This is a genomic window from Streptomyces caniscabiei (assembly GCF_014930365.1).
GTDB lineage: Bacteria > Actinomycetota > Actinomycetes > Streptomycetales > Streptomycetaceae > Streptomyces > Streptomyces caniscabiei.
Genome location: NZ_JABXWI010000003.1, coordinates 21,722 through 47,428, shown reverse-complemented (window position 1 = coordinate 47,428; position 25,707 = coordinate 21,722). Strand labels below are relative to the sequence as shown.

Sequence of the window (25,707 nt, the reverse complement as noted above, 5' to 3'; positions counted from 1 at the left end):
GGCAATGAGGAGGACACATGTCGGCGAGGACGAGCGCCACGGACGAGTTCCGGGCGGCCCGGGACTTCTTGCTGGCCCATCGCGAGGACTACGCCACGGCCTACGAGGGTTTCCACTGGCCGCGCCCCGAGTACTTCAACTGGGCGCTCGACTGGTTCGACGTGATCGCACGTGGGAACGACCGCACGGCCCTGCACATCGTGGAGGAGGACGGCACCGAGACCCGGCTCTCCTTCGCCGAGATGTCCGAACGCTCCTCGCGCGTGGCCAACTGGCTGCGGGACCGGGGCGTGCGCGCCGACGACCGCATCCTCGTGATGCTGGGCAACCAGGCGGAGCTGTGGGAGACCGCGCTCGCCGCGATGAAGCTGCGCGCCGTCGTCATCCCCGCGACCCCGCTGCTCGGCCCCGCCGATCTGCGGGACCGGGTCGAGCGCGGCCGGGTCCGGCACGTGATCACGCGGGCCGAGGAGACGCCCAAGTTCGCCGACGTGCCCGGCCGTTACACCCGCACCGCGGTCGGCGGCACGGTCGAGGGCTGGCGGCCCTACGAGCAGGCCTACGCCACCCCCGCCCGTTTCGAGCCGAACGGCGCGACCAACGCCACCGACCCGCTGATGCTGTACTTCACCTCGGGCACCACCGCCCGGCCCAAACTGGTCGAGCACACCCATGTGTCGTACCCCATCGGCCACTTGGCCACCATGTACTGGATCGGTCTGCGCCCCGGCGACGTCCATCTCAACATCTCCTCGCCCGGCTGGGCCAAGCACGCATGGTCCAACCTCTTCGCGCCGTGGAACGCGGAGGCGACCGTCTTCCTCCACAACTACGCCCGCTTCGACGCCGGCCGGCTGCTCGCGGAGATGGACCGCGCGCGTGTCACCACCTTCTGCGCCCCGCCCACCGTGTGGCGCATGCTCGTCCAGGCCGACCTGACCCGGCTGGGGACCCCGCCCCGCGAGGTCGTCGCCGCCGGGGAGCCACTGAACCCCGAGGTCATCGAGCAGGTCCGCCGCGCCTGGGGCGTCACCGTCCGGGACGGCTTCGGCCAGACAGAGACCGCCGTGCAGGTCTCCAACAGCCCCGGCCAGAAGCTGAAGACCGGCTCCATGGGCCGGCCCGCCCCCGGCTACCGGGTCGTCCTCCTCGATCCGGTCTCGGGCGCCCCCGACGCCGACGAGGGCGAGATCGCCCTCGACCTCTCGGGCCGCCCCGTCGGCCTCATGACCGGCTACCACGGCGACCCGGACCGTACGGCGGAGGCCATGGCCGGCGGCTACTACCGCACCGGCGACATCGGCTCCCGGGACGCGGACGGCTACCTCACCTACGTCGGCCGCGCGGACGACGTGTTCAAGGCCAGCGACTACAAGATCAGCCCGTTCGAGCTGGAGAGCGCCCTGCTGGAGCACGAGGCGGTCGCCGAGGCGGCCGTGGTCCCCGCGCCGGACGAGGTGCGGCTCGCCGTGCCGAAGGCGTACATCGTGCTGGCGGCCGGCTGGGAGCCGGGACCGGACACCGCGAAGGTGCTCTTCGAGCACTCCCGGACCGTCCTCGCCCCCTACAAGCGCCTGCGCCGCCTGGAGTTCGGAGACCTCCCGAAGACGGTCTCCGGCAAGATCCGCCGCATCGAGCTGCGCGAGGCCACGGCCGCGGGCTCGGACGCGGAGTACCGCGAGGAGGACTTCCGGTGAACTCGTACACGCACGGGACGAGCGGGACCGCGCTGCTCGGCGACACCATCGGCGCCAACCTCGACCGGGCCGTCGCCGCCTGGCCCGACCGTGAGGCGCTGGTCGACGTGCCGTCCGGGCGGCGCTGGACGTACGCCCGATTCGCCGCGGACGTCGACGCGTTGGCGTACGCGCTGCTCGCGAGCGGCGTAGCCAAGGGCGACCGGGTGGGCATCTGGGCGGTCAACTGCCCCGAGTGGGTGCTCGTGCAGTACGCCACCGCCCGCATCGGCGCGATCATGGTGAACATCAACCCGGCCTACCGCACCCATGAGGTCGAGTACGTCCTCCAGCAGGCCGGGATCTCGTTCCTGTTCGCGTCGCTGCGACACAAGACGAGCGACTACCGGGCGATGGTCGAGCAAGTGCGCTCCAACTGCCCGCGGTTGAGGGAGACCGTCTACTTCGGTGACCCGAGCTGGGACGCGCTGCTCGCGCGCGGGACGCCGGTGCCGTACGAGGACCTGTCCTGCGACGACCCGATCAACATCCAGTACACCTCGGGCACCACCGGCTTCCCCAAGGGGGCGACCCTCTCCCACCACAACATCCTGAACAACGGTTATTCCGTGGGCGAGTTGCTCGGTTACGACGAGCAGGACCGGATCTGTGTGCCCGTGCCCTTCTACCACTGCTTCGGCATGGTGATGGGCAACCTCGCGGCCACCTCGCACGGCGCGTGCGTCGTCATCCCGGCCCCCTCCTTCGACCCGAAGGCCACCCTGGAGGCCGTCCAGCAGGAGCGCTGCACCTCCCTGTACGGCGTACCGACCATGTTCATCGCGGAGTTGAACCTCCCCGACTTCGCCGCGTTCGACCTCTCCTCCCTGCGCACCGGCATCATGGCGGGCTCGCCCTGCCCGGTGGAGGTGATGAAGCGGGTGGTCGCCGAGATGCACATGACGGAGGTCTCGATCTGTTACGGCATGACCGAGACCTCGCCCGTCTCCACGCAGACCCGGCGCGACGACGACCTGGCCCACCGCACCGGCACCGTCGGACGCGTCCTGCCGCACATCGAGGTGAAGATCGTCGACCCGGCGACCGGGGTGACACAACCGCGCGGCGTCGCGGGGGAGTTGTGCACGCGCGGCTACAGCGTGATGCTCGGCTACTGGGAGGAGCCGGAGAAGACCGCCGAGGCCGTCGACGCGGGGCGGTGGATGCACACCGGGGACCTGGCGACGATGCGCGAGGACGGCTACGTCGAGATCGTCGGCCGGATCAAGGACATGATCATCCGAGGTGGCGAGAACATCTACCCGCGCGAGATCGAGGAGTTCCTGTACGGCCACCCGAAGATCGCCGACGTCCAGGTGGTGGGTGTGCCGCACGAGCGGTACGGCGAGGAGGTGCTCGCCTGCGTCATCCCGCGCGAGAGCGCGGAGCCGCCCACGCTGGAGGAGCTGCGGGCCTACTGCGACGGGCGGTTGGCGCACTACAAGATCCCCAGCGCGCTGCGCATCCTGGACACCTTCCCGATGACGGTGTCGGGGAAGGTGCGGAAGGTGGAACTGCGGGAGCGTTACGCGGCCGGGTAGCCCGGCAGCCGGACAGCCCCCGGCGGTCGGGCAGCCGGGCAGCTGCGGTGCCCGGCGCCGGTGAGCCGCGTGGATCGGCGGTCAGACCCTCGCGCCGGTGGCGACCAGGTCCGTCGCAGCGCGGTTCACCGGCTGCGGGGTGCCGGTGAGGTCCAGGACGAACAAGGAGACGCCCAGGCCGTCGGCGCGGTCGCGGGCGTCGTTCGCGTACCCGGCGAGGGAGAAGTGGACGCAGTCGGTGGACTCCGTCATGGCGGTCAGCCACAGGCACTCGACGTCGCGCAGCGAGGCCGGGCGCACCGACGGGTCCACCTGGACCAGGACCCCCCGCGCGGCCAGCCCGATCCCCGAGGGCTGGCGCTGGTCGGCGCGGCGGATGTCCTCGTAGCCCAGCCAGCGCAGATAGAGGGCGACGGCGGTGACCGCGTCGCGGGCCGTACGGATGGTGACGGGCCGGAAGGCCGCCCGGGGGCCGGCGCTCGCCCCGGCCGGGCCCCCGGTGCCGCCCGGGCCCAGCGGCCGTAGCGAGCCGGCCACGGGGACGCGCAGCACGGTCCCGCAGGAGCAGCCCAGCTCCGGCTGTGGCCACTGGTCGGCGCGACCGCACGTCCCGCAGTGGACGGTGACCCAGTCCTCGTCCCAGGTGTGGTGGGTGACCGCGATGGCGGCGGCGCGGTGGTTCAGGGCCGGGGCGACCGGGGCGCCGCACGCGCAGGGGTAGGCCGGAGCGGTGTACCGGTGCTCCCGCCCGCAGTCCGGGCACCGCACCGCCATGCTCTCGCTCATGCTCCCCACCCCACCGCCGGGCCCGTCGAAACCGCCTCCTCATCGTCCTCCAGGCGGGGCCGCCCCGGCAGGGAAACACCCCGAGAGGCCCCGGTGGATTCCCCGGACCCCGCCCTTGACGCTTCTCGACCCGCCCCCTACATTGCTTCCAGATAGCAGAAAAAGTTTTCCGTAATATGGAAACTGTGCAGGTTCACCACCCACTGACGAGATCACGGAAGTGCTCACCGCGGGGCGCGACGGGAGCGCGAGTCCGGCAGCTGAAGCAGGAGTACGCAATGGCTCGTATGACCGCTGCCCGCGCGGCAGTCGAGATCCTCAAGCGCGAAGGCGTCAAAGACGCGTTCGGGGTCCCCGGCGCCGCGATCAACCCCTTCTACGCGGCCCTGAAAGCCGCGGGCGGCATCCAGCACACCCTCGCCCGGCACGTCGAGGGCGCCTCGCACATGGCCGAGGGGTACACCCGCACCCGGGCCGGGAACATCGGCGTCTGCGTCGGCACCTCCGGGCCCGCCGGCACCGACATGATCACCGGGCTCTACTCGGCCATCGGTGACTCGATCCCGATCCTCTGCGTCACGGGCCAGGCGCCGACGACCGTGATCCACAAGGAGGACTTCCAGGCCGTCGACATCGCCGCCATCGCCAGGCCGGTCACGAAGATGGCCGTCACCGTCCTGGAGGCCGCGCAGGTCCCCGGCGTCTTCCAGCAGGCCTTCCACCTGATGCGCTCCGGCCGTCCCGGGCCCGTCCTCATCGACCTGCCCATCGACGTCCAGCTCACCGAGATCGAGTTCGACCCCGACACCTACGAGCCGCTCCCGGTCTACAAGCCCGCCGCCACCCGCGCCCAGATCGAGAAGGCGATCGGGATGCTGAACGCGTCGGAGCGGCCGCTGATCGTCGCCGGCGGCGGGATCATCAACGCCGACGCCTGCGAACTCCTCGTCGAATTCGCCGAGTTGATCGGCGTTCCGGTGGTCCCCACCCTCATGGGCTGGGGCGCCCTGCCCGACGACCACGAGCTGAACGCCGGCATGGTCGGCCTCCAGACCTCCCACCGCTACGGCAACGCCACCTTCCTGGAGTCCGACTTCGTCCTCGGCATCGGCAACCGCTGGGCCAACCGGCACACCGGGAAACTGGACGTCTACACCGCCGGACGCACCTTCGTCCACGTCGACGTCGAGCCCACCCAGATCGGCAGGATCTTCGCCCCCGACTACGGCATCGCCTCCGACGCCAGGGCCGCGCTGGAGCTGTTCGTCGCCGTGGCACGGGAGCTGAAGGCCGAGGGCCGGCTGCCGGACCGCTCGGCCTGGGCGGCGGAGGTGCAGGACCGCAGGGCCCGCCTCCAGCGCCGTACGCACTTCGACGACATCCCGATCAAGCCGCAGCGCGTCTACGAGGAGATGAACAAGGCCTTCGGGCCCGAGACCCGGTACGTCTCCACCATCGGCCTCTCCCAGATCGCCGGCGCCCAGATGCTCCACGTCCAGCGCCCGCGCCACTGGATCAACTGCGGTCAGGCGGGCCCCCTGGGCTGGACCGTGCCGGCCGCGCTCGGCGTCGCCAAGGCCGACCCGGAGGCGTCCGTCGTGGCCCTCTCCGGTGACTACGACCTCCAGTTCATGATCGAGGAGCTGGCCGTCGGGGCGCAGCACCGCATCCCGTACGTCCACGTCCTGGTCAACAACGCCTATCTGGGCCTCATCCGCCAGGCCCAGCGCGCCTTCGACATCGACTTCCAGGTCAACCTGGAGTTCGAGAACGTCAACTCGCCCGAGCTGGGCGTCTACGGCGTCGACCACGTCAAGGTCGCCGAGGGCCTCGGCTGCAAGGCGATCCGGGTGACCGACCCGGCCGACCTGGCCGACGCCTTCGAACAGGCCAGGAAGCTCGCGGCGGAGCACCGGGTGCCCGTCGTCGTCGAGGCCATCCTGGAACGCGTCACCAACATCTCGATGTCCACGACGAACGACATCGGCAACGTGGTCGAGTTCGAGGAACTCGCGACGGAGCCGGGGCACGCGCCCACGTCGATCAGGGCGCTGCGGGGGTGAGACCGGGGCGGGCCGGGAATCCCGCTCCCACCCCTCGGCATCCCGCGAACGGGTGATGTCCCGGCCCGCCCGGCAAGGCAGGCTCCGAGAGGGCCGCAGCACCGAACCAGACCGCGCGGCCGGATCGGGGACGGGGGAGGGACCAGCCGTGGGCATCTTGGTGCAGAAGTACGGGGGGAGTTCGCTTGCCGGGGCGGAGCGACTTCGCAGGATCTCCGAGCGGGTGGCGTCGACCCGCCGTGCCGGCCGGCGCACCGTGGTCGTCGTCTCTGCCCGCGGAGACACCACCGACGAACTCCTGGCCCTGGTCGACGAGATCGGGGGGCGGGACGCGGCACGGCGGGCGCCGCGGGAGACCGACCAGTTGCTGGCGACGGGCGAGTACGCCTCGGCCGCGTTGCTGGCCCTGGCGCTGGAGCGGCTGGGTGTGCCGGCCGTCTCCCTCACCGGGCCGCAGGCCGGCATCCGGGCGGTGGGCCGCCACGGTGAGGGCATGATCGACACGATCGACACCGGGCGGGTGCGGAGCTGCCTGGACGAGGAACGCGTGGTCGTCGTCGGGGGCTTCCAGGGGATCAACCACGTCGGTGACGTGGTCACCCTGGGCCGCGGTGGCTCGGACACCACGGCCGTGGCGCTCGCGGCCGCCCTCGACGCCGGCAGCTGTGAGATCTACACGGACGTGGACGGCGTGTACACGGCCGATCCCCGTCTGGTGGAGGCGGCCCGCAAGCTCCCGTACGTGTCCGCGGACGTCATGGTGGAGATGGCGTTCTCGGGCGCGAAGGTGCTGCACTCCAGGTCGGCGGAGCTGGCCGCGGCCAAGGGAGTCGATCTGCATGTCAGAAGCTCTTTGGTGGACAGGGAGGGGACCGTGGTGAGCCAGAGGGACGCGGGGCTGCTGGAGACCGGGAGCGCGGTCAGCGCCATCACGTCGGACACGGACGTGGCGCGCGTCCTCGTGCACTGCAAGGGCAAGGGCGACCCGGTCTCCACGATCCTGGGCATCCTGGCCGGAAACGCGGTCCCGGTCGACCTCGTCGCCCGCTCCGGTCCGCAGGAGGAGGAGTTCCGGATGGGCTTCACCATCCGGCACAGCGATGTCGAGCGGATCAGGGAGCCGCTGGAGAGGGCCGTGGCCCCGCTGGGCGGCGGCATCCGGGTGGACACGGACGTCGCCAAGGTGTCCCTGGTCGGGATGGGCCTGCTGAACCGCCCGGAGTATCTGGCCCGTCTCACCATGGTGCTCTCCGGGGTGGGGATCGCCACCAGCTGGGTCTCCAGTTCGCAGCTACGCGTCTCGGTGATCGTCCCCCGCCACCATCACGTGGAGACCCTGAGGCTCCTGCACACGGAGTTCGGCCTCGCCGACACCGACAGCGACGGGTGACAGCGACGGGTGAGCCGGTGGGTACACCGGCGGGTGACACCGGCGGGCGACCGCCGACGTGGGGCGAACAGACGTCCGCCGGACGGACGACGGCGCCGCGGCTCCCGGGCCGCGGCGCCGTCGTCCGTCCGGCGCGCTACTCCGCCAGGAGCGCCGACTCGGCGTCGTAGCCGTACAACCACTCCTGTTCGCGCAGGTTCTGGGCGCCGGCCAGGGACTGGTCGCGTTCGCGCTGTCCCTGTCCGTCGGAGAGATGGAAGGTACGGGCGTTCACCCGGGACATCTGCTGAAGCCGGTCCGTGCGCGGTCGGCGCACCTGCTCGTAGCGCTTCAGCGCCTGCGGGATGCCGTCCCGCGTGGCCTCCCGCAGGCAGGCGGCGAGCACGATCGCGTCCTCGATCGACTGGTTGGCCCCCTGGGCCTGGAAGGGAAGCATGGGGTGCGCCGCGTCCCCCACCACCGCGATCCTGCCGGTGGACCAGTGCCGAAGCGGGTCGCGGTCGTGCAGGGCCCAGCGTCCCACCCGGTCGAGCGCCTTGAGGACGGTGAGCACCTCCTCGTCCCAGCCCTGGTACGTCTCGACGAGGTCCTCGACACGGCCCTCGGCGGTCCACGACTCGACCGACCAGTCGCCGGCGGGGGCCGTGGCCCCGACACTGATCCATTCGCCGGCGCTCACCGGATAGCACACGCAGTGCTGGTCCGGCCCCAGCCACAGCCGCACCTTCGGGTCCTCCACGAGGAACGGCAGGTGACGGCCCGGCACCAGCCCCCGGTAGATGGACTGCCCGGAGAACCTGGGCTCGTCCATGGCGAGGGCGTCACGCACCACCGAGTGGATGCCGTCGGCACCGATCACCACGTCCGCCTCGTGCACCGAGCCGTCCTCGAACCGGAGCAGTACCGCGTCCGGCAGTTCCTCGACGCCCACGCAACGGCGGCCGATGTGCAGGTTGTTGTCGTCGATGCCGTACAGCAGCGCCTGGTGCAGGTCGGCGCGGTGCACGGTGTGGTACGGCGCCCCGTACAGATCCTCGCAGGCGTCTCCGAGGTCGGTGCGGCCGAGCAGTCGGCCGTCGTCCCAGCGGCGCATCTCCACCGCGGACGGGCGCACCGCCACCGTGTTCAGCCGTCGTTCGAGACCGAGACGGTGCAGCAGACGGGTGGCGTTGGGCGCGACCTGCACCCCGGCGCCCACCTCGCGCAGGTTCTTCGTCTGCTCGAAGACCTCGCTGCGGATGCCGGCCCGCCCCAGGGCCAGGGCCACGGTGAGGCCGGCGATGCCGGCACCCACGATGGCGATGCGGCACTCGCCGTGGCCCCACGAGGGGGCTCTGCGACTCAGATTCATGATCACAACTCTCGACGAGCGTCTCAGTAGTAGAGGACGGCCTTGTTCCAGTCCTCGTCGGGACCGAACAGGCTTCGCGGCTTGACGACATCGGGCATGCCCGTGAGCACGTCCAGCGGCACCAGGCCGCCCGGTGCGACCCCTTCGACCCGGCACTCCACGCCCAGCTCCCGCCGTACCGCCGCCGCGAGTTCGCCGCAGGCCGCGGCCTCGTGCGCGGCCTCGACCTCGACCTCGACACGCAGGTGGCCGGACGCGGTCTGCGCCCGCCAGAACAGCACGCCGTAGGTGTCCGGCAGCCGGTACACGAGGTCCTCCAGCCGGTGCTGGGTGACCAGGGTGTCGCCGATCCGGTGTCCGTAGACATCCCGTCCGAGGACGGTGACGGTGGGCAGCACCCAGCCGCACGGGCACGGGTCGTAGGACACCTCGACCGCGTCCTCCAGGTTGTAGCGCAGCAGCGGCATGGCCTCCCGGTGGAGCGGCGTCACGACGAGCTGCCCGGTGCCCTCCGTGCCGATCTCCCCGGTCTCGGGGTCCCGTACCTCGCACAGGACGCGGTCCGCCCATAGATGCAGCCGGCCCTCGGAGCACTCGCCGGCCAGGCTCCCGGTCTCGGTGGAGCCGTACTCCTCCACCACCGGCACGCCCCACACCCGGCTGATCCGGGCCCGCCGGGCCGGGCTGAGCGGCTCGCCGCCGACGAAGAGCGCGCGCAGCGCCGGGAAGTCCTCGTCGGGCCGGAGCCCCGCGGCCCGGGCCGCGGCGGCCCACAGCAGGCACTCCGTGGGCATCGACCAGGTCAGCGTGACGTCGAGGTCGTGCAGCGCCCTGACGACCCGTGAGTACGGCATGGCCAGTGAGCGGTTGTCGCCCGGGACCACCGTCGCACCGTGCGACCGCCCCGCCGCGTGCGCCAGATGCCCGGTGAGCAGCATGGCGTAGGGGGTGCGCACCAGCAGGGTGTCCGACGCGCCGATGCCGACCCGCTTGCGGGCGAAGCGCTCGGCGAGGTCGACCCAGTCGTCCTCCGTGTAGTAGGACGGCGTCGGCCGGCCGGTGGAACCACTGGACTCGTGGTACGTCGCCAGTTCGCTCTTCGCGACGCCGAGCATGCCGAACGGGTAGTTGTCGCGCAGGTCGGTCTTGGTGGTGGTGGGCAGCCGGTGGAAGCCGGCGGGATCGTCCGGTGTTCCGTCCGGCCCCAGGCGGGCCTGGTAGAAGGGCGACTTTGCGGCCCGTGCCAGGACCTGGGGCAGCACCGCCCGCTGTCGCGCCGCGAGTTCGTCGTAGGTGGCCCAGTCCCCGATACGGGGCAGCTTGTCCATCGTCGTCACTCCGTTCCCTCCAGTCCGAGAAGACGGCTTGCGTTGCGCCACGCGATCTTCTGCCAGTCGTCGTCACCGATCCCCAGGCGGCGGAGCTTGGTCAGCTCCACCTCCGGGTGCTGCAGCGGGGCCTCGGAGCCGAAGAGCACCCGGTCCGCGCCCAGTTGCTCCACCGCGGCGCGGGCCACGCAGGTGTAGCCGCCCGATGTCTCCAGCAGCACGTTCGGCAGCGGGGCGATCGACTCGACCGCGTACAGGTCGATGTTCCCGATGCCCGCATGCCCGAGGACGAAGGTGACCTCGGGGTGGCGCGCGGCGAGCGTCACCAGGTCGGCGACCCTGCTGCCGGGACGTTCCAGGCACACGGTGTAGACGCTGTGCCCGACGTCCCGGGCGACCTCGACGAGCCCGGCGGTGCGCGGGTCGTCCAGCGCGACTCCGTGCACCGCCGGGGAGATCTCCACACCGCGGAAGTCCGCCGCCGCGCGGCGGTAGCGCTCCGGTGCCCGGTGCGGGTTGGCGAAGTAGAACGGGATCAGCCGGCCGTCGGACGCGGCGCAGGCCCGCAGCACCGCCTCGTTGTCCGCGTCCGACTCGATGTGCCCGCCCTCCACCAGGAATCGGGAGAGCTGTGCGAGCGGCATGGTGCCGCCCGCACAGACCACCGCACGGCCGATGCCGCACTCGTCCATGGTGGCGAGCAGACGGTCCGGTGCCCCGGGCACCGGCGCGAGCCGGACGTGGAAGTCCAGCACCTCTCGTCCGTCCGTCGCCACCGCCATGGCAGGACTCACTTCTCGAGGCAGAACTCGTCGATGGGGTAACCGACGTGCCGGTCCTCGGTCGGCAGGTAGCCCAGCACCTTGTCACCGGGCTTGAGTTCGGTGCTGTTGAGGACGACGCCACCGGGGCCGAGCACCCGCACGTGCCAGTCGTCCTGGAGGATGAGGTTCACCCGGCGGCCGTTCGGCGCGACCGCGTCGATGGAGATGAGGGGGCGGGACTCGATCTTGACCCGGCCGACCGTCACCATCCGGGTACGGCCCTTGATGTCGACGGCCATCACCTTGCTGCCCGCCTTGAGTTCGCTGAGGTAGCTGGTGCGCTCGTCCTTGGACAGGGTGTAGGAGTGGATGGCGCCCGCGTTGACGCGGAACGGACGGGTCGGCATGTAGGGCAGCGGATGGGTCTCGCTGACGCACAGGATCATGCCCTTGGAGTGCGAGCCGACCAGGATGCCCTCGTCCTCGCGGAAGTAGGTGCAGGTGTCCACGCAGGCACGCTCACCCATGCCGATGTGCGCGGTCTCCACCACCTCGAGCTCCGTCAGACCGAGGTCGGGGACGTCGGCCTGCGCCGCGGCCTTCAGTTTGGCCGCCTCTCCGACCGCCTTCGGCGCCATCATCACGCCGTCCGAGCCGTGCTCCAGCACACCGAAGATGATCTCCGCCTCCTCGACGTCCTGGGCGACGGTGACCAGGCTGCCGGTCGCGCGGGCGGCCGCGGCGATGACGATCTCCAGCGGGATCTTGGTCGGGTCCCGGAAGAGCAGCAGGCTCCACCGCTCGGTACGCGCCGACTCGCAGGCGTCCTCCAGGGTCGGCGCGTCGATGATCTCCACGAACCGGCCGAACTCCACACCGGGGTGCTTGAGGGCCAGTTCGGCCGGGGTCACACCATGGCGGGCGGGGTCCACGACGACCACCGTCGCGTCGCCGAAGTCGTCCGGCAGGTCCTTGCCCTGCGGGAAGAGGATCTTGGTGACCGTGGGGGGCAGATCCGCCAGATCCTTGACTTCGTCCGCGACGATGCCCTCGACGCGGTAGTGGAGAGCTTCCTGAAGGATCGCCTCCTTGGCCTCGCCGAGGCCCCGGACGTCCAGCCAGCTGATCTTCATGTTCCGTACTCCCGTAGAGGTAGGGGTGGTGGAGGGGCGAGAGATGTCGGGGCGGTGGCTCAGCCGGCGACGGTCTGCAGCTGCCCCGGGTGCGCGCCCTGGGTGGAGAGTCGGTCGCCGAAAGGGCGGTCGGGGACCTTGTGCAGGCGCTGCGCGATCTCCCGTGTCATGGCGCCCGGATCGGCGGACTGGAAGATGTTGCGGCCCATCGCGAAGCCGCTGACGCCGCCGCGCAGCGCCTCGTCCACATAGGCCAGCACGTCGGGCACGGTGGTCTTGCGCGGTCCGCCCGCCACGATGACCGGAATGGCGGCGTCCTTGACCACGTCCGCCATCGCGTCGGGCGACCCCACGTACGGCGTCTTGACGATGTCGGCGCCCAGCTCGGCGGCCACGGTGATGGCGTGCTTCACGAGGGCGGGCTGCCGCGGATCGGTGACCTTCGGCCCTCTGGGGTAGATCATCGCCAGCAGCGGAACGTTCAACCGGTCGCAGAGGTCCGACACCCGGCCGAGGTCCGCGATCTGCTGCTGCTCCTCGGCCGAACCGAGGTTGACGTGGACGCTGACCCCGTCGGCGCCGTACCGCAGCGCCTCGTCGACACCGCTCACGAGGTACTTGGCGTCCGGGTCCCGGGCGTGCATCGTGCTCGCGCTCAGATGGACGATCAGCGACGTCCGCGAGAACCGGGCCGGATCCACATGACGCAGTCCGCCCTTGTGCAGGACCACCGCGTCGGCGCCGTTGTCGGCGAGTTGACCGACCAGCGTGTCGAGACCGCCGTCACGCGTGATGATCGGCCCGTCGCTGATGGGGTGGTCCAGCGGCACGACGAGCAGCCTGTCGCCGTCGCCGCCGTACAGACGCCTCAGCCGGAGTCTGCGGCCGAATGAAAGATTCGTGAACATCACACATCCCCTCCCTGCGGATGTCGAGCAGGGAACCCCCGTAGTTCCTGGGTCCGCGTCACTCGGGTTTGCCGTGTCCCTTATGACGAGAATCTTTCGCCGACCGGCCGTGGTGTGACATCGCTCGTTCACGTGATCCAGGCGCGGCGCGCCACGCGACATTCGGGCAGAGCGACGCATGCGGACCGAGTGTCCCGAGAAGTCCCGTGTGTGCGCGGCCCGTTCGGTCACATGGGGGGATCCAGGGGTGCTACATGCATGACGCATGTATGTGCCACCGGGGTCGAGAATTTCAGCCATGATCGAGCGGGGTCGCAGGAGAAATGCCAGCTCGCGGAACGTTCCGCAGCCGTTACGGTGGGCATCGAAAGCATGTGCCGATGACGGGCCGAGCCGGGAGACCACGGGCCGTCGTCGGCCGATCGCCACGGGGGGACGAGACAGAGCATGGTTGTGAAGAACGCGGGTCCAGCCGTCGGTCGGGACACCGAACTGGGCTTACTGCGCGACGCGTTGCGGGCGACGGCGTCGGGCGGTGGCCGGTGTCTCGTGGTGGAGGGACCACCCGGCATCGGAAAGAGCCGACTGCTGCAGGAAGCGGCCCGGGAGGCGGAGCGGCTGGGGATGACCTTCGCGCTGGGCCGCGCCACCGAACTCGACCGGGTGGCGCCGCTCGCGGTGCTGCTGTCCGCGCTGCGGGACAGCGGGCCGCCGGTCGTGGACCGGGCGGACATGGCGGCGCTCCGCGGCCTCGGCAGCCAGGAGGCCGACCGCTTCTGGCTGGTCAGCCGGCTGGGCGACCTCATCGAGGAGCACGCCCGCACCCGCCCGCTCGTCATAGCCCTGGACGACGCCCAGTCCATGGACGAACTCACGGCGTTCACCCTGCAGATCCTGGTGCCCAGGCTGCGCGCCTGCCCGGTGCAGTGGCTGCTGGCGCGGCGCTCGCCGTCGGTCCAGTCGTCGCGCTACGACGTGGTCGGCCGGCTCCTCCAGGACGGCGCCGAACACGTCGTCCTCGGACGGCTCGGCCCCGACGCCGTCGTGCAGCTCTGCTCGCACGTGCTCGGTGCGGAACCGAGCCCTACCCTGGCGGCGCTCGCCGCGCGCAGCGACGGCAACCCCTTCCTGCTGGAGCAGTTGCTCAAGGCGCTGGGGGACGACGACCGGCTGCTGCGGGTGGCCGACATGGTCGAGGTCGTCGGGGACGACGTCCTGCCCGACGACTTCCTGAGCGCCGTGGACTACCAGCTGCGCCACCTGTCCGCACCGACCCGGCGGCTCCTGGAGGCCGGGTCGGTCTTCGGCCGCCCGTTCCTGCCGAGCGAGGCGGCCGGTCTGCTGGGCGAGCGCGGCGTCGCCCTGCTGCCGCAGGTCGAGGAGGCGGTGGAGGCGCACGTGCTGGTCGACGACGGCACGGCGCTCGCCTTCCGGCACGACCTCATCCGGGAAGCGGTCTACGACTCCCTCACCGGCTCGGTCCGGCGGATCCTGCACCAGGAGGCCGCCACCGTGCTGGAGGCCGCGGGCAGCCCCCGGGCCGAGACCGCGCTGCATCTGATCCGCGGCGCCTCCCGCGACAACCCGCACACCGTCGACGTGCTCTGCGCGGCGGCGGACGAGGTGGCCTCCACCTCGCCCAGCACGGCCGCCGACCTGATCCTGGAGGCGCTCGGCCTGCTGCCCGCCGACGACCCCGAGGCGTCCGGTCTGATCGCGCGGGCGGTGAGTCTGCTGGCTTCGTCCGGCCGCATCACCGAGGCCCGTGACCTCGGCGCGGAGGCGTTGCACCGCAACATCAGCCGCGCGCAGGAGGCCTCGGTGTACGTCGGGCTGGCCGAGGCGCTGAAGCACGCCGGCCAGGACGCGATGGCGGTCGAGTACACCCGCCGCGCCCTGACCCAGCAGGGGATCACGGATCCGGTCCGGGGCCGGCTCCTCGCGGTCCAGTCGCACGCCCTGCTCAACGGCGACGACGTGCGAGGCGCGGAGGCCTCCGCGATCGAGGCGATGGCGGTCGGTGAGCCGGACACCGTGGTGTACGCGGGCGCGGCTCGCAGCGTCGCCGCGCGCATCCTGGGCCGGGTCGACGAGGCGGTCTCCCTCGCCTCGGAGGCCGTACAGCTGGCCGACGACACAGGCGGCGACGCACGGCACCGGCATCCCCGGCTGTGGCTGGGCCGGGCGCTGGTCGCCGCCGACCGCTTCGGCGAGGCCGACGCCGTCCTGGAGCTGGGGGAGAACGACACCCGGGCGCTGGGCTCCGCCTGGTCACTGCCCCTGTGGCACTACGGCCGGGCCGAACTGCGGCTCATGGCGGGCCAGTTGAGCGACGCGCAGGCCGAGGCCGTGGCCGGGAAGGCGGTGGCCGAACAGCTCAGCGCGCTGGCCATCGTTCCGTCCCTCCTCACCATTCTGGGCCAGGTGGCGATCCACCGGGACGAACTGGTGCGCGCCCGCGGGCTGTTCACGGAGGCCCACCGTATGGCCGAGTCCGGCTACGGGGTCGTGCCGGAGGACATCGCCTGGCTGCAGGCCCAGTTGGCGTACGCGGAGGGCGACCCCCAGGCCGCGGTGACGGCTCTGTCGGGGGTGTACGAACGACTCGACGAGCGCCCCCTGCTGCTGACCCAGGTCGCGTGGGCGGCGCCCGCCCTGGTGCGCTTCGCGCTCGACGCGGGGGCGTCGGAGGAGGCCCGGCACGCGGCGGCCGTCGCCCGGAAGCTGGCCGACGGCACCCCGAGGACCCTCTCGCTCGCGGCCGCCGCCCACCACGCCGAAGGGCTCCTCACCGATGACGTGGCGATGCTGCACGCGGCGCTGGACGCGTACCGCGCGAGCCCCCGCCATCTGGCGCGGGCCATCGCCCTGGAGGACGCCGCGCACGCCGAGACCCGGGCGGGGCGCCGGGGCCGCGCGGTGGCCCTGCTGGAGGAGGCCCTCGGCCGGTTCACCGACTGCGGCGCCACCCGGTCCGTCGCACGGGTCCAGCGGGCCCTGCGCGGCCTGGGCGTACGCCGCAAGAAGTGGCAGTCCGTGCAGCGGGCGCAGACGGGCTGGGACAGCCTCACCGGCGCCGAGCTGCGCGTGGTGCGTCTGGTCGCGGAAGGGCTGACCAACCGGGCCGCAGCCGAACGGCTGTTCCTGTCGCCGCACACGGTGGACACGCATCTGCGGCATGCCTTCGCCAAGCTGGGTGTCTCCAGCCGGGTGGAGCTGGCACGGCAGGCGATGCTGCACGACGCGGGCGGCGAACGGACCACCGCCTGACCGCCGGGCGTGACCGCCCCCCGGCGGTCACGCCCCCGGCCCCGGCCCGCCCCGCAGACGGACGATGGTGTCGACGATGGGCTGCACGATCCCGCCGAAGTAGCGTGCGGTCGACTCCACGAAGGAGTCGTCGCTCTCGCCCTTGGCCTTCCCCTCCGCCGAGAGCAGCACCCTGATCGTGAGCGTGGTCGTCCCCTGCTCGTCCCGCCCGATCTCGTTGTGGATCTCGGCGAGGTACGGGTCGTCGACCTGGTGGAAGACCATGAGCCGGCGGTCGTGGAAGACGACCCGCTCACGGGCCTTGGCCCGGTCCGCCACCGTGATCTCCCGCAGCAGCCCGTCCTTGTGACGCTCCAGCACCTGGCACGCGGTGATGCCGGCGATGAACGGAACGGGATTCTCCGCCTTGAGCAGCAGGCCCTGCCAGACCTCCTCGGGATCCAGTTGCCGTTTTCCCTCCTCGTCCTCTCCGACGACCGGAAGGGTCCAGCTCAGCACGGACATGGGTGTTCGCCTCCTGTGGTCCGGCGGTGCGGCGGACGCGATTCGCCGTACGCCGCGCGTCTCGGCCGTATCCGCCGAGAGGCAGCATCTCCCGCACGTCGCGCGGGGGCATCCCCGGTTCTCGTGAGCTTTTCCCGGCGTCGTGGCCCCCGTACTCCTGCCGGAGCGCCCCAGGATCACGTGATGACGCGATGTGGCGGACGAGGCGTGGTTGACAGGCTGGTGATCCCGCCGCAGGGACCGGTCGCAGCACGGGTCCCGGGCCGTCCATGGCAGGCGGGACCGATATTCGATGGGGGAGAAGATGAGTGGGATATCGCGTCGAAGATTCCTGGTGACCTCGGCGGCGGCGGGGACCGTCGTCGGCGGTGCCACGCCGGCTGTCGCGGCCACGGCGGAGGCGCGCGAGGCGGCCGCCTACGGTCCGTTCCACGTCACACCGGCGGACCAGCAGTACGGGGACCTGGTCCGCGGTTTCAACCAGCGGTGGGTCGGCAAGCCCGACTCCGTCCGGATCGTCAGCTCGGCCACTCAGGTGCTGACCGCCGTCCAGGAGGCCGTCGGCGCCGGCAAGAGGATCGCCGTACGCAGTGGCGGGCACTGCTACGAGCCCTGGGTCAGCGACGGCATCAAGGTCGTCATCGACATGTCCCAGATGAACCAGGTGTACTTCGACTCCTCCCGGCAGGCGTTCGCGGTGGAGGCGGGCGCCACGATGGTGCAGATGTACAAGGCCCTCTACAAGGGCTGGGGGATCGTCCTGCCCGGCGGCACCTGCCCCTCGGTCGGGGCCGGCGGACACGTGGCGGGCGGCGGTTACGGAGCGCTCTCCCGGCGGCACGGACTCATCGTCGACCACCTGTACGCGGTCGAGGTGGTCGTGGTGGACGCCGGCGGCAAGGCCCGGCTCGTCACGGCCACCAGGGAGGCCTCGGACCCCAACCGGGACCTGTGGTGGGCGCACACCGGCGGTGGCGGTGGCAACTTCGGTGTGGTCACCCGCTATCTGTTCCGGTCCCCGAACGCCACCGGCTCCGCGCCCGAGAGCCTGCTGCCCAAGCCGCCGGCCTCGCTGCTGGTCAACTCCGTCTCCTGGTCCTGGGCCGATCTGACGGAGGACTCGTTCGGCCGGATCCTGAAGAACTACGGCACCTGGTGCGAGCAGAACAGCTCCGCGTCCTCCGCCTACGCCGGACTGTTCAGCCAGCTGAAGCCCGCCCCCAAGGCCGCGGGATCCTTCTCCATGACGACGGAGATCGACGCGACCGCGTCCGGTGCCGACCGACTGCTCGACGACTTCCTCGCGGCCGTGAACCGGGGCACGGGAGTCTCCTTCCGGGTCGACGAACGCCGGACCCTGCCCTGGCTGCACGGCGTCGAGTGGCCCGGCTTCACCGGCGGCGGCGACCCCACCAACCGCTTCAAGGGCAAGTCCGCCTACATGCGCAAGACCTTCACGGACGCCCATGTCGCCGCGTTCCACAAGCATCTGACGCGCCCCGACTACCCGTACCCGGGTGCCCTGGTGCTGATCAGTTCGTACGGCGGCCGGGTCAACTCCGTCCCCCCGACCGCGACCGCGGTGTCCCAGCGGGACTCCGTCATGAAGCTGATGTACGTCAACTTCTGGCGGGACGCCGAGCAGGACTCCTGGCACGAGGCGTGGATCCGCGAGTTCTACCGGGACGTGTACGCGGGCACCGGCGGTGTGCCCGTGTCGAACGCCGTCACCGACGGCTGCTTCGTCAACTACGCCGACGGAGACCTCTCCGACCCGGCGTGGAACACGTCGGGCGTGCCCTGGCACGACCTGTACTACGGCGTCAACTTCCCACGGCTGCAGCAGGCCAAGGCCAAGTGGGACCCCAAGAACGTCTTCCGGCACGCCCAGTCCGTACCACTGCCGGGCTGAACCGAACGCGTGCGCGGAAGCACCGTCACCACCTGTCATCCGCTCTGACCAACTGGCAAGGAGTCAACAGAGATGAGTCTCAACGGCAAGGTCGCCATCGTCACCGGCGCGTCGCGGGGCATCGGCCGTGCGACGGCCGAACGTCTCGGCCGCGAGGGTGCCGCCGTCGTCGTCAACTACCAGAACAACGCCGAGGCCGCCGAGGAGACGGTGAAGGCCATCACCGGAGCCGGCGGCAAGGCCGTCGCCGTGCAGGCCGACGTGTCGGTCGCCGCCGACGTTGCCGCTCTGTACGACACCGCCGTCAAGGAGTTCGGTGGCGTCGACATCGTCGTCAACAACGCCGCGACCGTGGCCGCCGCACCGGTGGAGTACATCAGCGAGGAGGACTTCGACCGGCTGGTCGCGACCAACCTCAAGAGCGTCTTCCTCTCCCACCAGCAGGCCACCAAGCACCTGAGGGACGGCGGCCGGGTCGTCAACCTCTCCGCCGGGCTGCCGTCGGGGGCCATCGCCTTCCTCGGCGCCTACGGTGCCACCAAGGTGGGCGTCGAGGTCCTCACCCGCTCCCTCGCCCACGCCCTGGGCGAGCGCGGTATCACCGTCAACGCCGTGGCCCCGGGCCCGACCGACACCGACATGCTCGCCCCCGAGGCGCGGGCCAACCTCGACACCCTGATCGCCCAGACCCCGCTGCGCAAGCTCGGGCAGCCGGGCGACATCGCCGACGTCGTCGCCTTCCTCGCCGGTGAGGACGGGCGCTGGCTCACCGGCCAGACCATCCACGCCAACGGCGGCTTCGCGTAACCACCGCGACCGTACGCGGGAATGCCGCGGTCCCGGGCCCCTCACAGGCCCGGCACCGCGGCATTCCCGCATGCCCGCGTCTCAGGCCGCGGTCACCGCACGGGCCGCCGTCAGCCGCACCGTGTTCACCGTGGCGGCCGCCGTGTCGTAGAACAACAGGTCGTTCTCCGCGATGAAACCGGCCTCCCGCCGACTCCGCTCCACGCCCGCGGCGGACAGCGTGGCGGTGAAAGTGAAGGTGAGAGAGCCCTCCGCGTCCACGCCGATCTCGTTGGTGATCTCGGTCAGCAGCGGGTTGTCCAGCTGGGTGAAGACGATGCGCTGCCCGGGCTCCAGAGTCACCCGCTCCCGCAGCAGCACCGAATGGTCGCCGCGCAGCGCGATACGCCGCACGAAGCCGCCCTCGAACTCCTCCAGCACCTCCGCGAAACTGATCGACGGCACGTACGAGACCGGGTTGGCCGCCTTGTGCACCAGGCTCTCCCAGAGCTGGTCACGGTCGATCTCCGGGTGCTCCGGAAGGCCCGGGTCGTTGACGGGCAGCGTGTACTTGAAGATGATCACGGGTCGGCCTTTCGCGCGTTCCGACGGCAAAGGGGCTTGCCTTTCGCCGCAGCATGGCGCCCGGGCCCGGGTCCGGACATCACAGTTTCACGCGATCTGCCGCGCCCGCCTCCCGACCGCCCAAGTGCCCCGCGCGTCACGAAGGATGGCGTGAAGACGTGATGCCCGGGGCCCCGCGTCTGTCGACGATTGATCAGTGTGACCGCGCCGCTGCTCATGTCGCAGCGGGCCGCAGCCGGCACCCACCCCGACGACACGACGAATGGGACACCTTCATGACCAACGACATCACGCCGAGCCGGAGCGGGGCCGTCGACGCCGGCTCCCCGGCGTCGGGGACGGCCGCGAAGGCCGGCGGCCGCGGTCCCTGGGCGATGTTCTCGGTGCTGGCGCTGATCGAGTTCATGTCGGTGATGGACGCCTCGGTGGTGAACATCGCGCTGCCAGCCATCAGGGACGACCTCGGCTTCTCGACCACCGGCCTGGCCTGGGTCGTCGACGCCTATCTGCTCGGCTTCGCCGGCTTCCTGCTGCTCGCGGGCCGCGCCGCCGACGTCGTCGGCCGGCGGCGGCTCTTCACCGCGGGCGTGGCCCTCTTCACGCTCGCCTCGCTGGGCTGCGGACTCGCCGCCGACGACTGGCAGTTGGTCGTCGCCAGGCTGCTGCAGGGACTGGGCGCGGCGCTGGTCACCCCGGCGGCCCTCGCGTTGATCACGGACATCTTCCCGGAGGGGCCGGACCGCAACAAGGCGCTCGGCCTCTTCATGGGCATGGGCGGCGTCGCCGCGCCGGTCGGTCTGGTGCTCGGCGGGCTGCTCACCACGGCCGGCTGGGAGTGGATCTTCATCATCAACGTCCCCATCGGCATCGGCATCCTCCTGGCCGCCCTGCGGCTGCTGCCGGCCACCGGCCCCCAGACCGACGCCCGGCTCGACGTGATCGGCGCGGTCACCGCCACCGGCGGTCTGCTGCTGCTCATCTTCGCCATCGCCCGCGGCGGTGCCGAGGGATGGGGCTCGGCCGCGACACTGGCCGGGTTCGCCGGCGCCGCGGCGCTGCTCGTCGGGTTCGTCGTCCGCCAGCGCACCGCGGCCGACCCGGTCCTGCCGTCCGTGCTGTTGCGCATGCGTCCCCTGGTCATCGGCAACGTGGCCTTCGCCCTGGTCGGCACCCTGCTGATCTCCACGTTCTTCGTCATCACGATCTATCTGCAGCAGGTGCGCGGTTACGAGCCGGCGAAGGCGGGCCTGTCCTACGTGCCGATCCCGCTGGCCATGCTGGCCGGCACGCAGGTGGCCCCGCGAGTGCTGCGGTACGGTCCGCAGAACGTCCTCATGGGCGGTGTCCTCGTCCAGGCCCTGGCGCTCGCCGCGTGGGCGACGGTGATCGACGTCGACGCCGGTTACGTCACCGGTTTCCTGCTGCCCGCCGTGCTGTGGTCCTTCGGCCTCGGGGTGTCCATCGTCTCGTCCTTCGTGGTGTGCACGATGGGGCTCACCGGCCCGATCGCCGGTGCGGGCTCGGGTCTGGCGACCACGACGTACCAGGCGGGCGGGGCGATCGGCCTGGCCGGACTCGTCGCGATCGCGGACGCGCGGACCCACGCGGTGGCGGACTCCCGGGAACCGCTGGAGGCCCTCGTGTCCGGCTACCAGTTCGCCCTGTGGTGCTCCGTGGCCGTGGCCCTGGTCGCCGCCCTGCTCACCCGCTTCATCCGCTTCGACGCCGAGCCGCACACCGGGGCCCAGCCCTCGTAGCGACCGGGGACCGGGGCCCGGACCGTGACCGACGACGCGGTGCCCCGATCCCGCCACCCCGCTGCCTTCTCGCGTGCCGATCTCACAGGAGTATCCGTGCCCGACCACGTTTCCGCCCTCCCCGACAGCACACCCGTCCTGATCGTCGGCGCCGGACCGGTCGGCGCGACCCTCGCGCTGGAGCTGGCCCACCACGGCGTGCGCAGCACCGTCGTCGAGCGTTCCACGACCGTCTCGGCGCACCCCAAGATGGACTTCATCAACGGCCGCAGCATGGAGCTGCTGCGGCGACTCGGCGTGACCGAGGAGATTCGCCGCCGCGGTGTCGCCGCCGACGAACCGTTCGACTTCCTCTGGATCACCGACCACGGACAGCCGCCCGTCTCGGTATGGAGGTACCCGTCGGTTGCGGGGCTGCGCGAGCGGTTCGCCGAGGTCACCGACGGCTCCGCCCCGCTGGAGCCGTACCAGCGGCTCCAGGGCTCGCTGCTGGAGGACGTCCTGCGCCGGCAGGTGCGCGAGCATCCGCTGATCGACCTGCGTGAGGGCTGGGCCCTGCTGGGTCTGACGGACGACGGGGACGGGGTGTCGGCACACCTGTCCGACGAGGTCCACGGCACCGAGCACACCGTCCGCGCCGATCACCTCGTGGGGTGCGACGGGGGCGGCAGCACGGTGCGGCGGTGCGCGGGCATCGAGACCGGGCAGAGCGGCCCGAGCACCCGCCACTGCGATGTGTACTTCCGCAGCGAGGACCCCGCCCTGTTCCGCCACGGACCGTCCTTCCTGACGATCACGGCCGGCGGGGCGACCCTGGTGAACCGGGACGGCGGGCGTACCTGGACCGGGACGTTCGTCCTCCCCGAGGGCACACCCGAGCCGGCGGAGCCGCTCGCGGTCGTCAAGGAGCGGCTGGGATTCGACTTCGCGGTCGACGAGGTGCTCAATGTGGCCCACTGGTACGGGCGGCTGGCCGTCGCCGACTCCTACCGCAGCGGCAGGGTCTTCCTCGCCGGGGACTCCGCGCACCAGTTCTATCCGACCGGCGGGCACGGGGCGAACACCGGCCTCGGCGACGCCTGCGACCTCGGATGGAAGCTCGCCGCCACGGTGAACGGCTGGGCCGGCCCTGGCCTCCTCGACTCCTACGAGGCCGAGCGCCGGCCCGTCGCCCTGTTCAACCGCGAGATGTGCGCCAACCTGCTCGCCGTGTGGATGCGGTTCCCGCAACTGGCGGCCGCCGGGGCGACACGCCCGCAGCTGGCGGCGTACCTCGACAAGGAGAGCTTCCAGATCGACAACATGGGCATCCACTTCGGCTACCGCTACACCGGCTCCCCGGTCGTGCGGCACGAGGACGGACCGGAGCCCGACTGGCAGTGGCAGGCGATCGTCCCGACCACCTGGCCCGGTGGCCGCGCGCCGAACGTGCGGCTGACGGACGGCACACCACTGTTCGACCGGCTCGGTACCGGGTTCACCCTGGTCGACCTGTCCGGCGAGAACCGGGGCAAGGACCTGGCGGAGCAGGCACGGCGCGGGGGCTTCCCGGTCGACCTGCTCACCGTGGACAGCGCCGCCGTACGGGCCGTGTGGGAGCGCGACCTGGTGCTCGTCCGGCCCGACCACCATGTGGCCTGGCGCGGTGACGAGGCACCGGCGGCCCGGAAGTGGGAGGAGCTGCTGAACCAGGTCACCGGCAGCTGAACGACAAGGACGACTCAATCAACGGGGGAAGTTGAATGTCAGGGATCGCCGACGGGTCCGCCACGCTGGCCGCCTGGACGGACGTCCGCGCGGCCGAGGGCGCCCACGGGGACACGGATCCGCCTCGGGCGCGGCAGCAGCCCGCCTGGGCGGATCGGGAGCTGCTCGTACGGGTGAGACGCCGACTCGCCGCCTCACCCGCGCTGGTCCGGGTCGAGGACACCGACATGTTCCGTCGCCTGCTCGCGCGCGTCGCGGCCGGAGAACTCCATGTGATCCAGGCCGGAGACTGCGCCGAGGTGCCGATGGAGTGCACGGCCGGGTCCGTGGCCCGCAAGGCGGGCGTGCTCGACGCGCTGGCGGGGGTGATGAAGACCGTCTCGTCCAAGCCGGTGCTGCGCGTGGGGAGGATCGCCGGGCAGTTCGCCAAACCGCGCTCCCGTGCGACCGAACTGGTGAGCGATATGGAACTCCCGGTCTACCGCGGCCACATGGTGAACGACCCGCAGCCCGCCCCGCACGCCAGGCGGCACGACCCCGCCCGGATGCTGACGTGTTATCAGGCCGCCAGTGACGCGATGATGTTCCTCGGCTGGGCCGGCGACGAGGCACCTCGGCCGCCCGGCTCCCGGCCGACGCCCGAGCCGCCCGTCGAGCCGCAGGTGTGGACGAGCCACGAGGCGCTCGTACTGGACTACGAGGTCCCCCTGCTCCGGCGCACGGACGACGGACGGCTGCTGCTCGGTTCCACGCACTGGCCCTGGATCGGCGAGCGGACCCGCCAACTGGACGGCGCGCATGTCGCGCTCCTGGCCGACGTGGTGAACCCCGTCGCCTGCAAGGTGGGGCCGACGATGACCCGCGACGAGGTGGTGGCCCTGTGCGAGCGCCTCGATCCGGCACGCGAGCCGGGCCGCCTGACGCTCATCGCGCGCATGGGCGCCGAGGCGGTGACAGCGAAACTGTCGCAGCTGGTCGAGGCGGTCCGCGGGGCGGGGCACCCGGTCATCTGGCTGACCGACCCGATGCACGGCAACACCGTCAACGGGCCGGACGGCCTCAAGACCAGGTTCATGGAGTCGATCCTGCACGAGGTCAGGGAGTTCCAGTCGGCGGTGCGCGCGGCCGGGGGCGTCCTGGGCGGCATGCATCTGGAGACCACGCCCGACGAGGTCACCGAGTGCGTGTCCGACCACACGCGGCTCGACCAGGTCGGCGTCAAGTACACGAGTCTGTGCGACCCGAGGCTGAACCCCCGGCAGGCCATCGCGGTGGCCGCCGAGTGGCGGGGATGAGCGAGGGGTCGAGTTCCGCGAACGAGGCAGTCAACGGGGAGGTTCGTAGGGATGGAAGGCAGGACAGCGATAGTCACCGGTGCGGCAGGTGGGATCGGTGAAGCGGTCGTCCGGACTCTGGGCGAGCGGGGCGTCAGGATCGCGGCGGTCGACAGGGACACCGACGCCCTCGACGCGACGGTGGGGCGACTGACCGCGGAAGGATGCACGGTGGAGGGGTTCCCCACCGACGTGACCTCCGCCGCGGCGGCCGAAGCACTGGTGGAGGCGGTGGAGCACCGGATGGGACCGGTGGACTATCTCGTCAACGCGGCGGGAGTGCTACGGCTCGGCGAGGCCAGGAAGCTGACCGAGGAGGACTGGCTCAGCACCTTCGCCGTGAACGCCACGGGCGTGTTCCACATGTCCCGGGCGGTGGTCAACCGGATGGTCGATCGCACCCGGGGAGCGATCGTCACCGTCGCCTCCAACGCGGCGGGCACGCCCCGCACGGACATGGCCGCCTACTGCGCGTCCAAGGCCGCCGCGACGATGTTCACCAAGTGCCTGGGCCTGGAGGTCGCCCGCCACGGCATCCGCTGCAACGTGGTCGCGCCGGGCTCCACGGACACCCCGATGCTCACCTCCATGTGGCAGGACGAGTCCGGCCCCCGGCACACCGTCGAGGGCCGCCCCGAGGCGTTCCGCGTGGGCATCCCGCTTGGGCGGATCGCCCAGCCGTCCGCCGTGGCGGACGCGGTCGTCTTCCTCCTCTCGGACCAGGCGTCCCACGTCACGCTGCACGCCCTCACCGTCGACGGAGGCGCGGCGCTCGGCGTCTGACCATCGCACGCACAGCTCTGTCCGGCCGTGCCGGCAAGTCCGGGCGGCCGGACACCCCGATCACACGGG

The 25,707-nt window shown here is 71.4% G+C and carries 19 protein-coding genes; 11 read left to right on the top strand and 8 right to left on the bottom strand.

Annotated features, from left to right (window positions below; genetic code table 11):
- Positions 1-17 precede the first annotated feature (17 nt).
- On the top strand, positions 18-1,697 hold the full coding sequence (locus HW837_RS08660; RefSeq protein ID WP_045559652.1) for an AMP-binding protein: 1,680 nt from the start codon (positions 18-20) through the stop codon (positions 1,695-1,697).
- Positions 1,694-3,277 carry an AMP-binding protein gene (locus HW837_RS08655; protein ID WP_093791201.1) on the top strand — a complete coding sequence of 528 codons (1,584 nt, stop codon included), beginning with the start codon at positions 1,694-1,696 and terminating at the stop codon, positions 3,275-3,277. The genes HW837_RS08660 and HW837_RS08655 overlap by 4 nt, the downstream gene beginning before the upstream one ends.
- A gap of 81 nt (positions 3,278-3,358) precedes the next feature.
- Here the strand turns inward: HW837_RS08655 and HW837_RS08650 are convergent, their stop codons facing one another.
- Positions 3,359-4,063 (bottom strand): hypothetical protein, encoded by a 705-nt coding sequence (locus HW837_RS08650; protein ID WP_193380986.1) that lies wholly within the window; start codon positions 4,061-4,063, stop codon positions 3,359-3,361.
- A gap of 278 nt (positions 4,064-4,341) precedes the next feature.
- Here HW837_RS08650 and gcl point away from each other — a divergent pair, with 278 nt between their 5' ends.
- Both gcl and HW837_RS08640 read left to right on the top strand, forming a co-directional pair.
- Complete coding sequence (gcl, locus tag HW837_RS08645; RefSeq protein ID WP_045559649.1) at positions 4,342-6,126, top strand: glyoxylate carboligase; 1,785 nt, start codon at positions 4,342-4,344, stop codon at positions 6,124-6,126.
- A 148-nt stretch (positions 6,127-6,274) separates the two neighbouring features.
- Positions 6,275-7,516 carry an aspartate kinase gene (locus tag HW837_RS08640; protein WP_313895510.1) on the top strand — a complete coding sequence of 414 codons (1,242 nt, stop codon included), beginning with the start codon at positions 6,275-6,277 and terminating at the stop codon, positions 7,514-7,516.
- 136 nt (positions 7,517-7,652) lie between these two features.
- On the opposite strand, the gene HW837_RS08635 is transcribed toward HW837_RS08640, so the two are convergent.
- The 5 genes from HW837_RS08635 to HW837_RS08615 are packed head-to-tail and all read right to left on the bottom strand — an operon-like array spanning position 7,653 to position 13,000.
- Complete coding sequence (locus HW837_RS08635) at positions 7,653-8,867, bottom strand: FAD-dependent monooxygenase (protein WP_193380985.1); 1,215 nt, start codon at positions 8,865-8,867, stop codon at positions 7,653-7,655.
- A 23-nt stretch (positions 8,868-8,890) separates the two neighbouring features.
- Positions 8,891-10,195 (bottom strand): phenylacetate--CoA ligase family protein, encoded by a 1,305-nt coding sequence (locus HW837_RS08630; RefSeq protein WP_193380984.1) that lies wholly within the window; start codon positions 10,193-10,195, stop codon positions 8,891-8,893.
- A gap of 5 nt (positions 10,196-10,200) precedes the next feature.
- On the bottom strand, positions 10,201-10,977 hold the full coding sequence (locus HW837_RS08625; protein ID WP_193380983.1) for an amidohydrolase family protein: 777 nt from the start codon (positions 10,975-10,977) through the stop codon (positions 10,201-10,203).
- Positions 10,978-10,985: 8 nt separating this feature from the next.
- Positions 10,986-12,092 carry a 3-amino-4-hydroxybenzoic acid synthase gene (gene griH / locus HW837_RS08620; RefSeq protein WP_193380982.1) on the bottom strand — a complete coding sequence of 369 codons (1,107 nt, stop codon included), beginning with the start codon at positions 12,090-12,092 and terminating at the stop codon, positions 10,986-10,988.
- A 59-nt stretch (positions 12,093-12,151) separates the two neighbouring features.
- Complete coding sequence (locus tag HW837_RS08615) at positions 12,152-13,000, bottom strand: 2-amino-3,7-dideoxy-D-threo-hept-6-ulosonate synthase (protein WP_193380981.1); 849 nt, start codon at positions 12,998-13,000, stop codon at positions 12,152-12,154.
- Between the two features lie 447 nt (positions 13,001-13,447).
- On the opposite strand from HW837_RS08615, the gene HW837_RS08610 reads away from it, so the two are divergent.
- Positions 13,448-16,270, top strand: coding sequence for a helix-turn-helix transcriptional regulator (locus tag HW837_RS08610; protein WP_193380980.1), 2,823 nt, complete (start codon positions 13,448-13,450; stop codon positions 16,268-16,270).
- A 27-nt stretch (positions 16,271-16,297) separates the two neighbouring features.
- Here HW837_RS08610 and HW837_RS08605 read toward each other — a convergent pair whose 3' ends face one another.
- A complete protein-coding gene (locus tag HW837_RS08605) occupies positions 16,298-16,774 on the bottom strand; it encodes an AtaL-like protein (protein ID WP_052682959.1) in 477 nt (158 codons plus the stop codon).
- Positions 16,775-17,078: 304 nt separating this feature from the next.
- Between HW837_RS08605 and HW837_RS08600 the strand changes: the two genes are divergently transcribed.
- Both HW837_RS08600 and HW837_RS08595 read left to right on the top strand, forming a co-directional pair.
- The gene (locus tag HW837_RS08600) at positions 17,079-18,686 is read left to right on the top strand and encodes an FAD-binding oxidoreductase (protein ID WP_045559912.1); all 1,608 of its coding nucleotides are present in this window, start codon (positions 17,079-17,081) and stop codon (positions 18,684-18,686) included.
- Between the two features lie 72 nt (positions 18,687-18,758).
- The gene (locus HW837_RS08595) at positions 18,759-19,493 is read left to right on the top strand and encodes an SDR family oxidoreductase (RefSeq protein WP_045559644.1); all 735 of its coding nucleotides are present in this window, start codon (positions 18,759-18,761) and stop codon (positions 19,491-19,493) included.
- 81 nt (positions 19,494-19,574) lie between these two features.
- On the opposite strand, the gene HW837_RS08590 is transcribed toward HW837_RS08595, so the two are convergent.
- Positions 19,575-20,057, bottom strand: coding sequence for an SRPBCC family protein (locus HW837_RS08590; protein ID WP_045559643.1), 483 nt, complete (start codon positions 20,055-20,057; stop codon positions 19,575-19,577).
- 275 nt (positions 20,058-20,332) lie between these two features.
- Here HW837_RS08590 and HW837_RS08585 point away from each other — a divergent pair, with 275 nt between their 5' ends.
- The 4 genes from HW837_RS08585 (at position 20,333) to HW837_RS08570 (ending at position 25,638) form a co-directional block, all read left to right on the top strand.
- Positions 20,333-21,814, top strand: coding sequence for an MFS transporter (locus tag HW837_RS08585; protein ID WP_052682957.1), 1,482 nt, complete (start codon positions 20,333-20,335; stop codon positions 21,812-21,814).
- Positions 21,815-21,910: 96 nt separating this feature from the next.
- The gene (locus tag HW837_RS08580) at positions 21,911-23,521 is read left to right on the top strand and encodes an FAD-dependent monooxygenase (protein WP_193380979.1); all 1,611 of its coding nucleotides are present in this window, start codon (positions 21,911-21,913) and stop codon (positions 23,519-23,521) included.
- A gap of 35 nt (positions 23,522-23,556) precedes the next feature.
- Positions 23,557-24,816 carry a 3-deoxy-7-phosphoheptulonate synthase gene (locus HW837_RS08575; protein WP_078853648.1) on the top strand — a complete coding sequence of 420 codons (1,260 nt, stop codon included), beginning with the start codon at positions 23,557-23,559 and terminating at the stop codon, positions 24,814-24,816.
- 51 nt (positions 24,817-24,867) lie between these two features.
- A complete protein-coding gene (locus tag HW837_RS08570; RefSeq protein WP_193380978.1) occupies positions 24,868-25,638 on the top strand; it encodes a 2,3-dihydro-2,3-dihydroxybenzoate dehydrogenase in 771 nt (256 codons plus the stop codon).
- Positions 25,639-25,707 lie beyond the last annotated feature (69 nt).

What these genes read in the sequence shown, in the direction of transcription:
- griH (WP_193380982.1), bottom strand. Translation starts at nt 12,092, where the DNA reads ATGAAGATCAGCTGGCTGGACGTCCGGGGCCTCGGCGAGGCCAAGGAG.
- HW837_RS08610 (WP_193380980.1), top strand. Translation starts at nt 13,448, where the DNA reads ATGGTTGTGAAGAACGCGGGTCCAGCCGTCGGTCGGGACACCGAACTG.
- gcl (WP_045559649.1), top strand. Translation starts at nt 4,342, where the DNA reads ATGGCTCGTATGACCGCTGCCCGCGCGGCAGTCGAGATCCTCAAGCGC.
- HW837_RS08585 (WP_052682957.1), top strand. Translation starts at nt 20,333, where the DNA reads ATGACCAACGACATCACGCCGAGCCGGAGCGGGGCCGTCGACGCCGGC.
- HW837_RS08570 (WP_193380978.1), top strand. Translation starts at nt 24,868, where the DNA reads ATGGAAGGCAGGACAGCGATAGTCACCGGTGCGGCAGGTGGGATCGGT.
- HW837_RS08575 (WP_078853648.1), top strand. Translation starts at nt 23,557, where the DNA reads ATGTCAGGGATCGCCGACGGGTCCGCCACGCTGGCCGCCTGGACGGAC.
- HW837_RS08650 (WP_193380986.1), bottom strand. Translation starts at nt 4,063, where the DNA reads ATGAGCGAGAGCATGGCGGTGCGGTGCCCGGACTGCGGGCGGGAGCAC.
- HW837_RS08600 (WP_045559912.1), top strand. Translation starts at nt 17,079, where the DNA reads ATGAGTGGGATATCGCGTCGAAGATTCCTGGTGACCTCGGCGGCGGCG.
- HW837_RS08660 (WP_045559652.1), top strand. Translation starts at nt 18, where the DNA reads ATGTCGGCGAGGACGAGCGCCACGGACGAGTTCCGGGCGGCCCGGGAC.
- HW837_RS08605 (WP_052682959.1), bottom strand. Translation starts at nt 16,774, where the DNA reads ATGTCCGTGCTGAGCTGGACCCTTCCGGTCGTCGGAGAGGACGAGGAG.
- HW837_RS08615 (WP_193380981.1), bottom strand. Translation starts at nt 13,000, where the DNA reads ATGTTCACGAATCTTTCATTCGGCCGCAGACTCCGGCTGAGGCGTCTG.
- HW837_RS08595 (WP_045559644.1), top strand. Translation starts at nt 18,759, where the DNA reads ATGAGTCTCAACGGCAAGGTCGCCATCGTCACCGGCGCGTCGCGGGGC.
- HW837_RS08630 (WP_193380984.1), bottom strand. Translation starts at nt 10,195, where the DNA reads ATGGACAAGCTGCCCCGTATCGGGGACTGGGCCACCTACGACGAACTC.
- HW837_RS08625 (WP_193380983.1), bottom strand. Translation starts at nt 10,977, where the DNA reads ATGGCGGTGGCGACGGACGGACGAGAGGTGCTGGACTTCCACGTCCGG.
- HW837_RS08635 (WP_193380985.1), bottom strand. Translation starts at nt 8,867, where the DNA reads ATGAATCTGAGTCGCAGAGCCCCCTCGTGGGGCCACGGCGAGTGCCGC.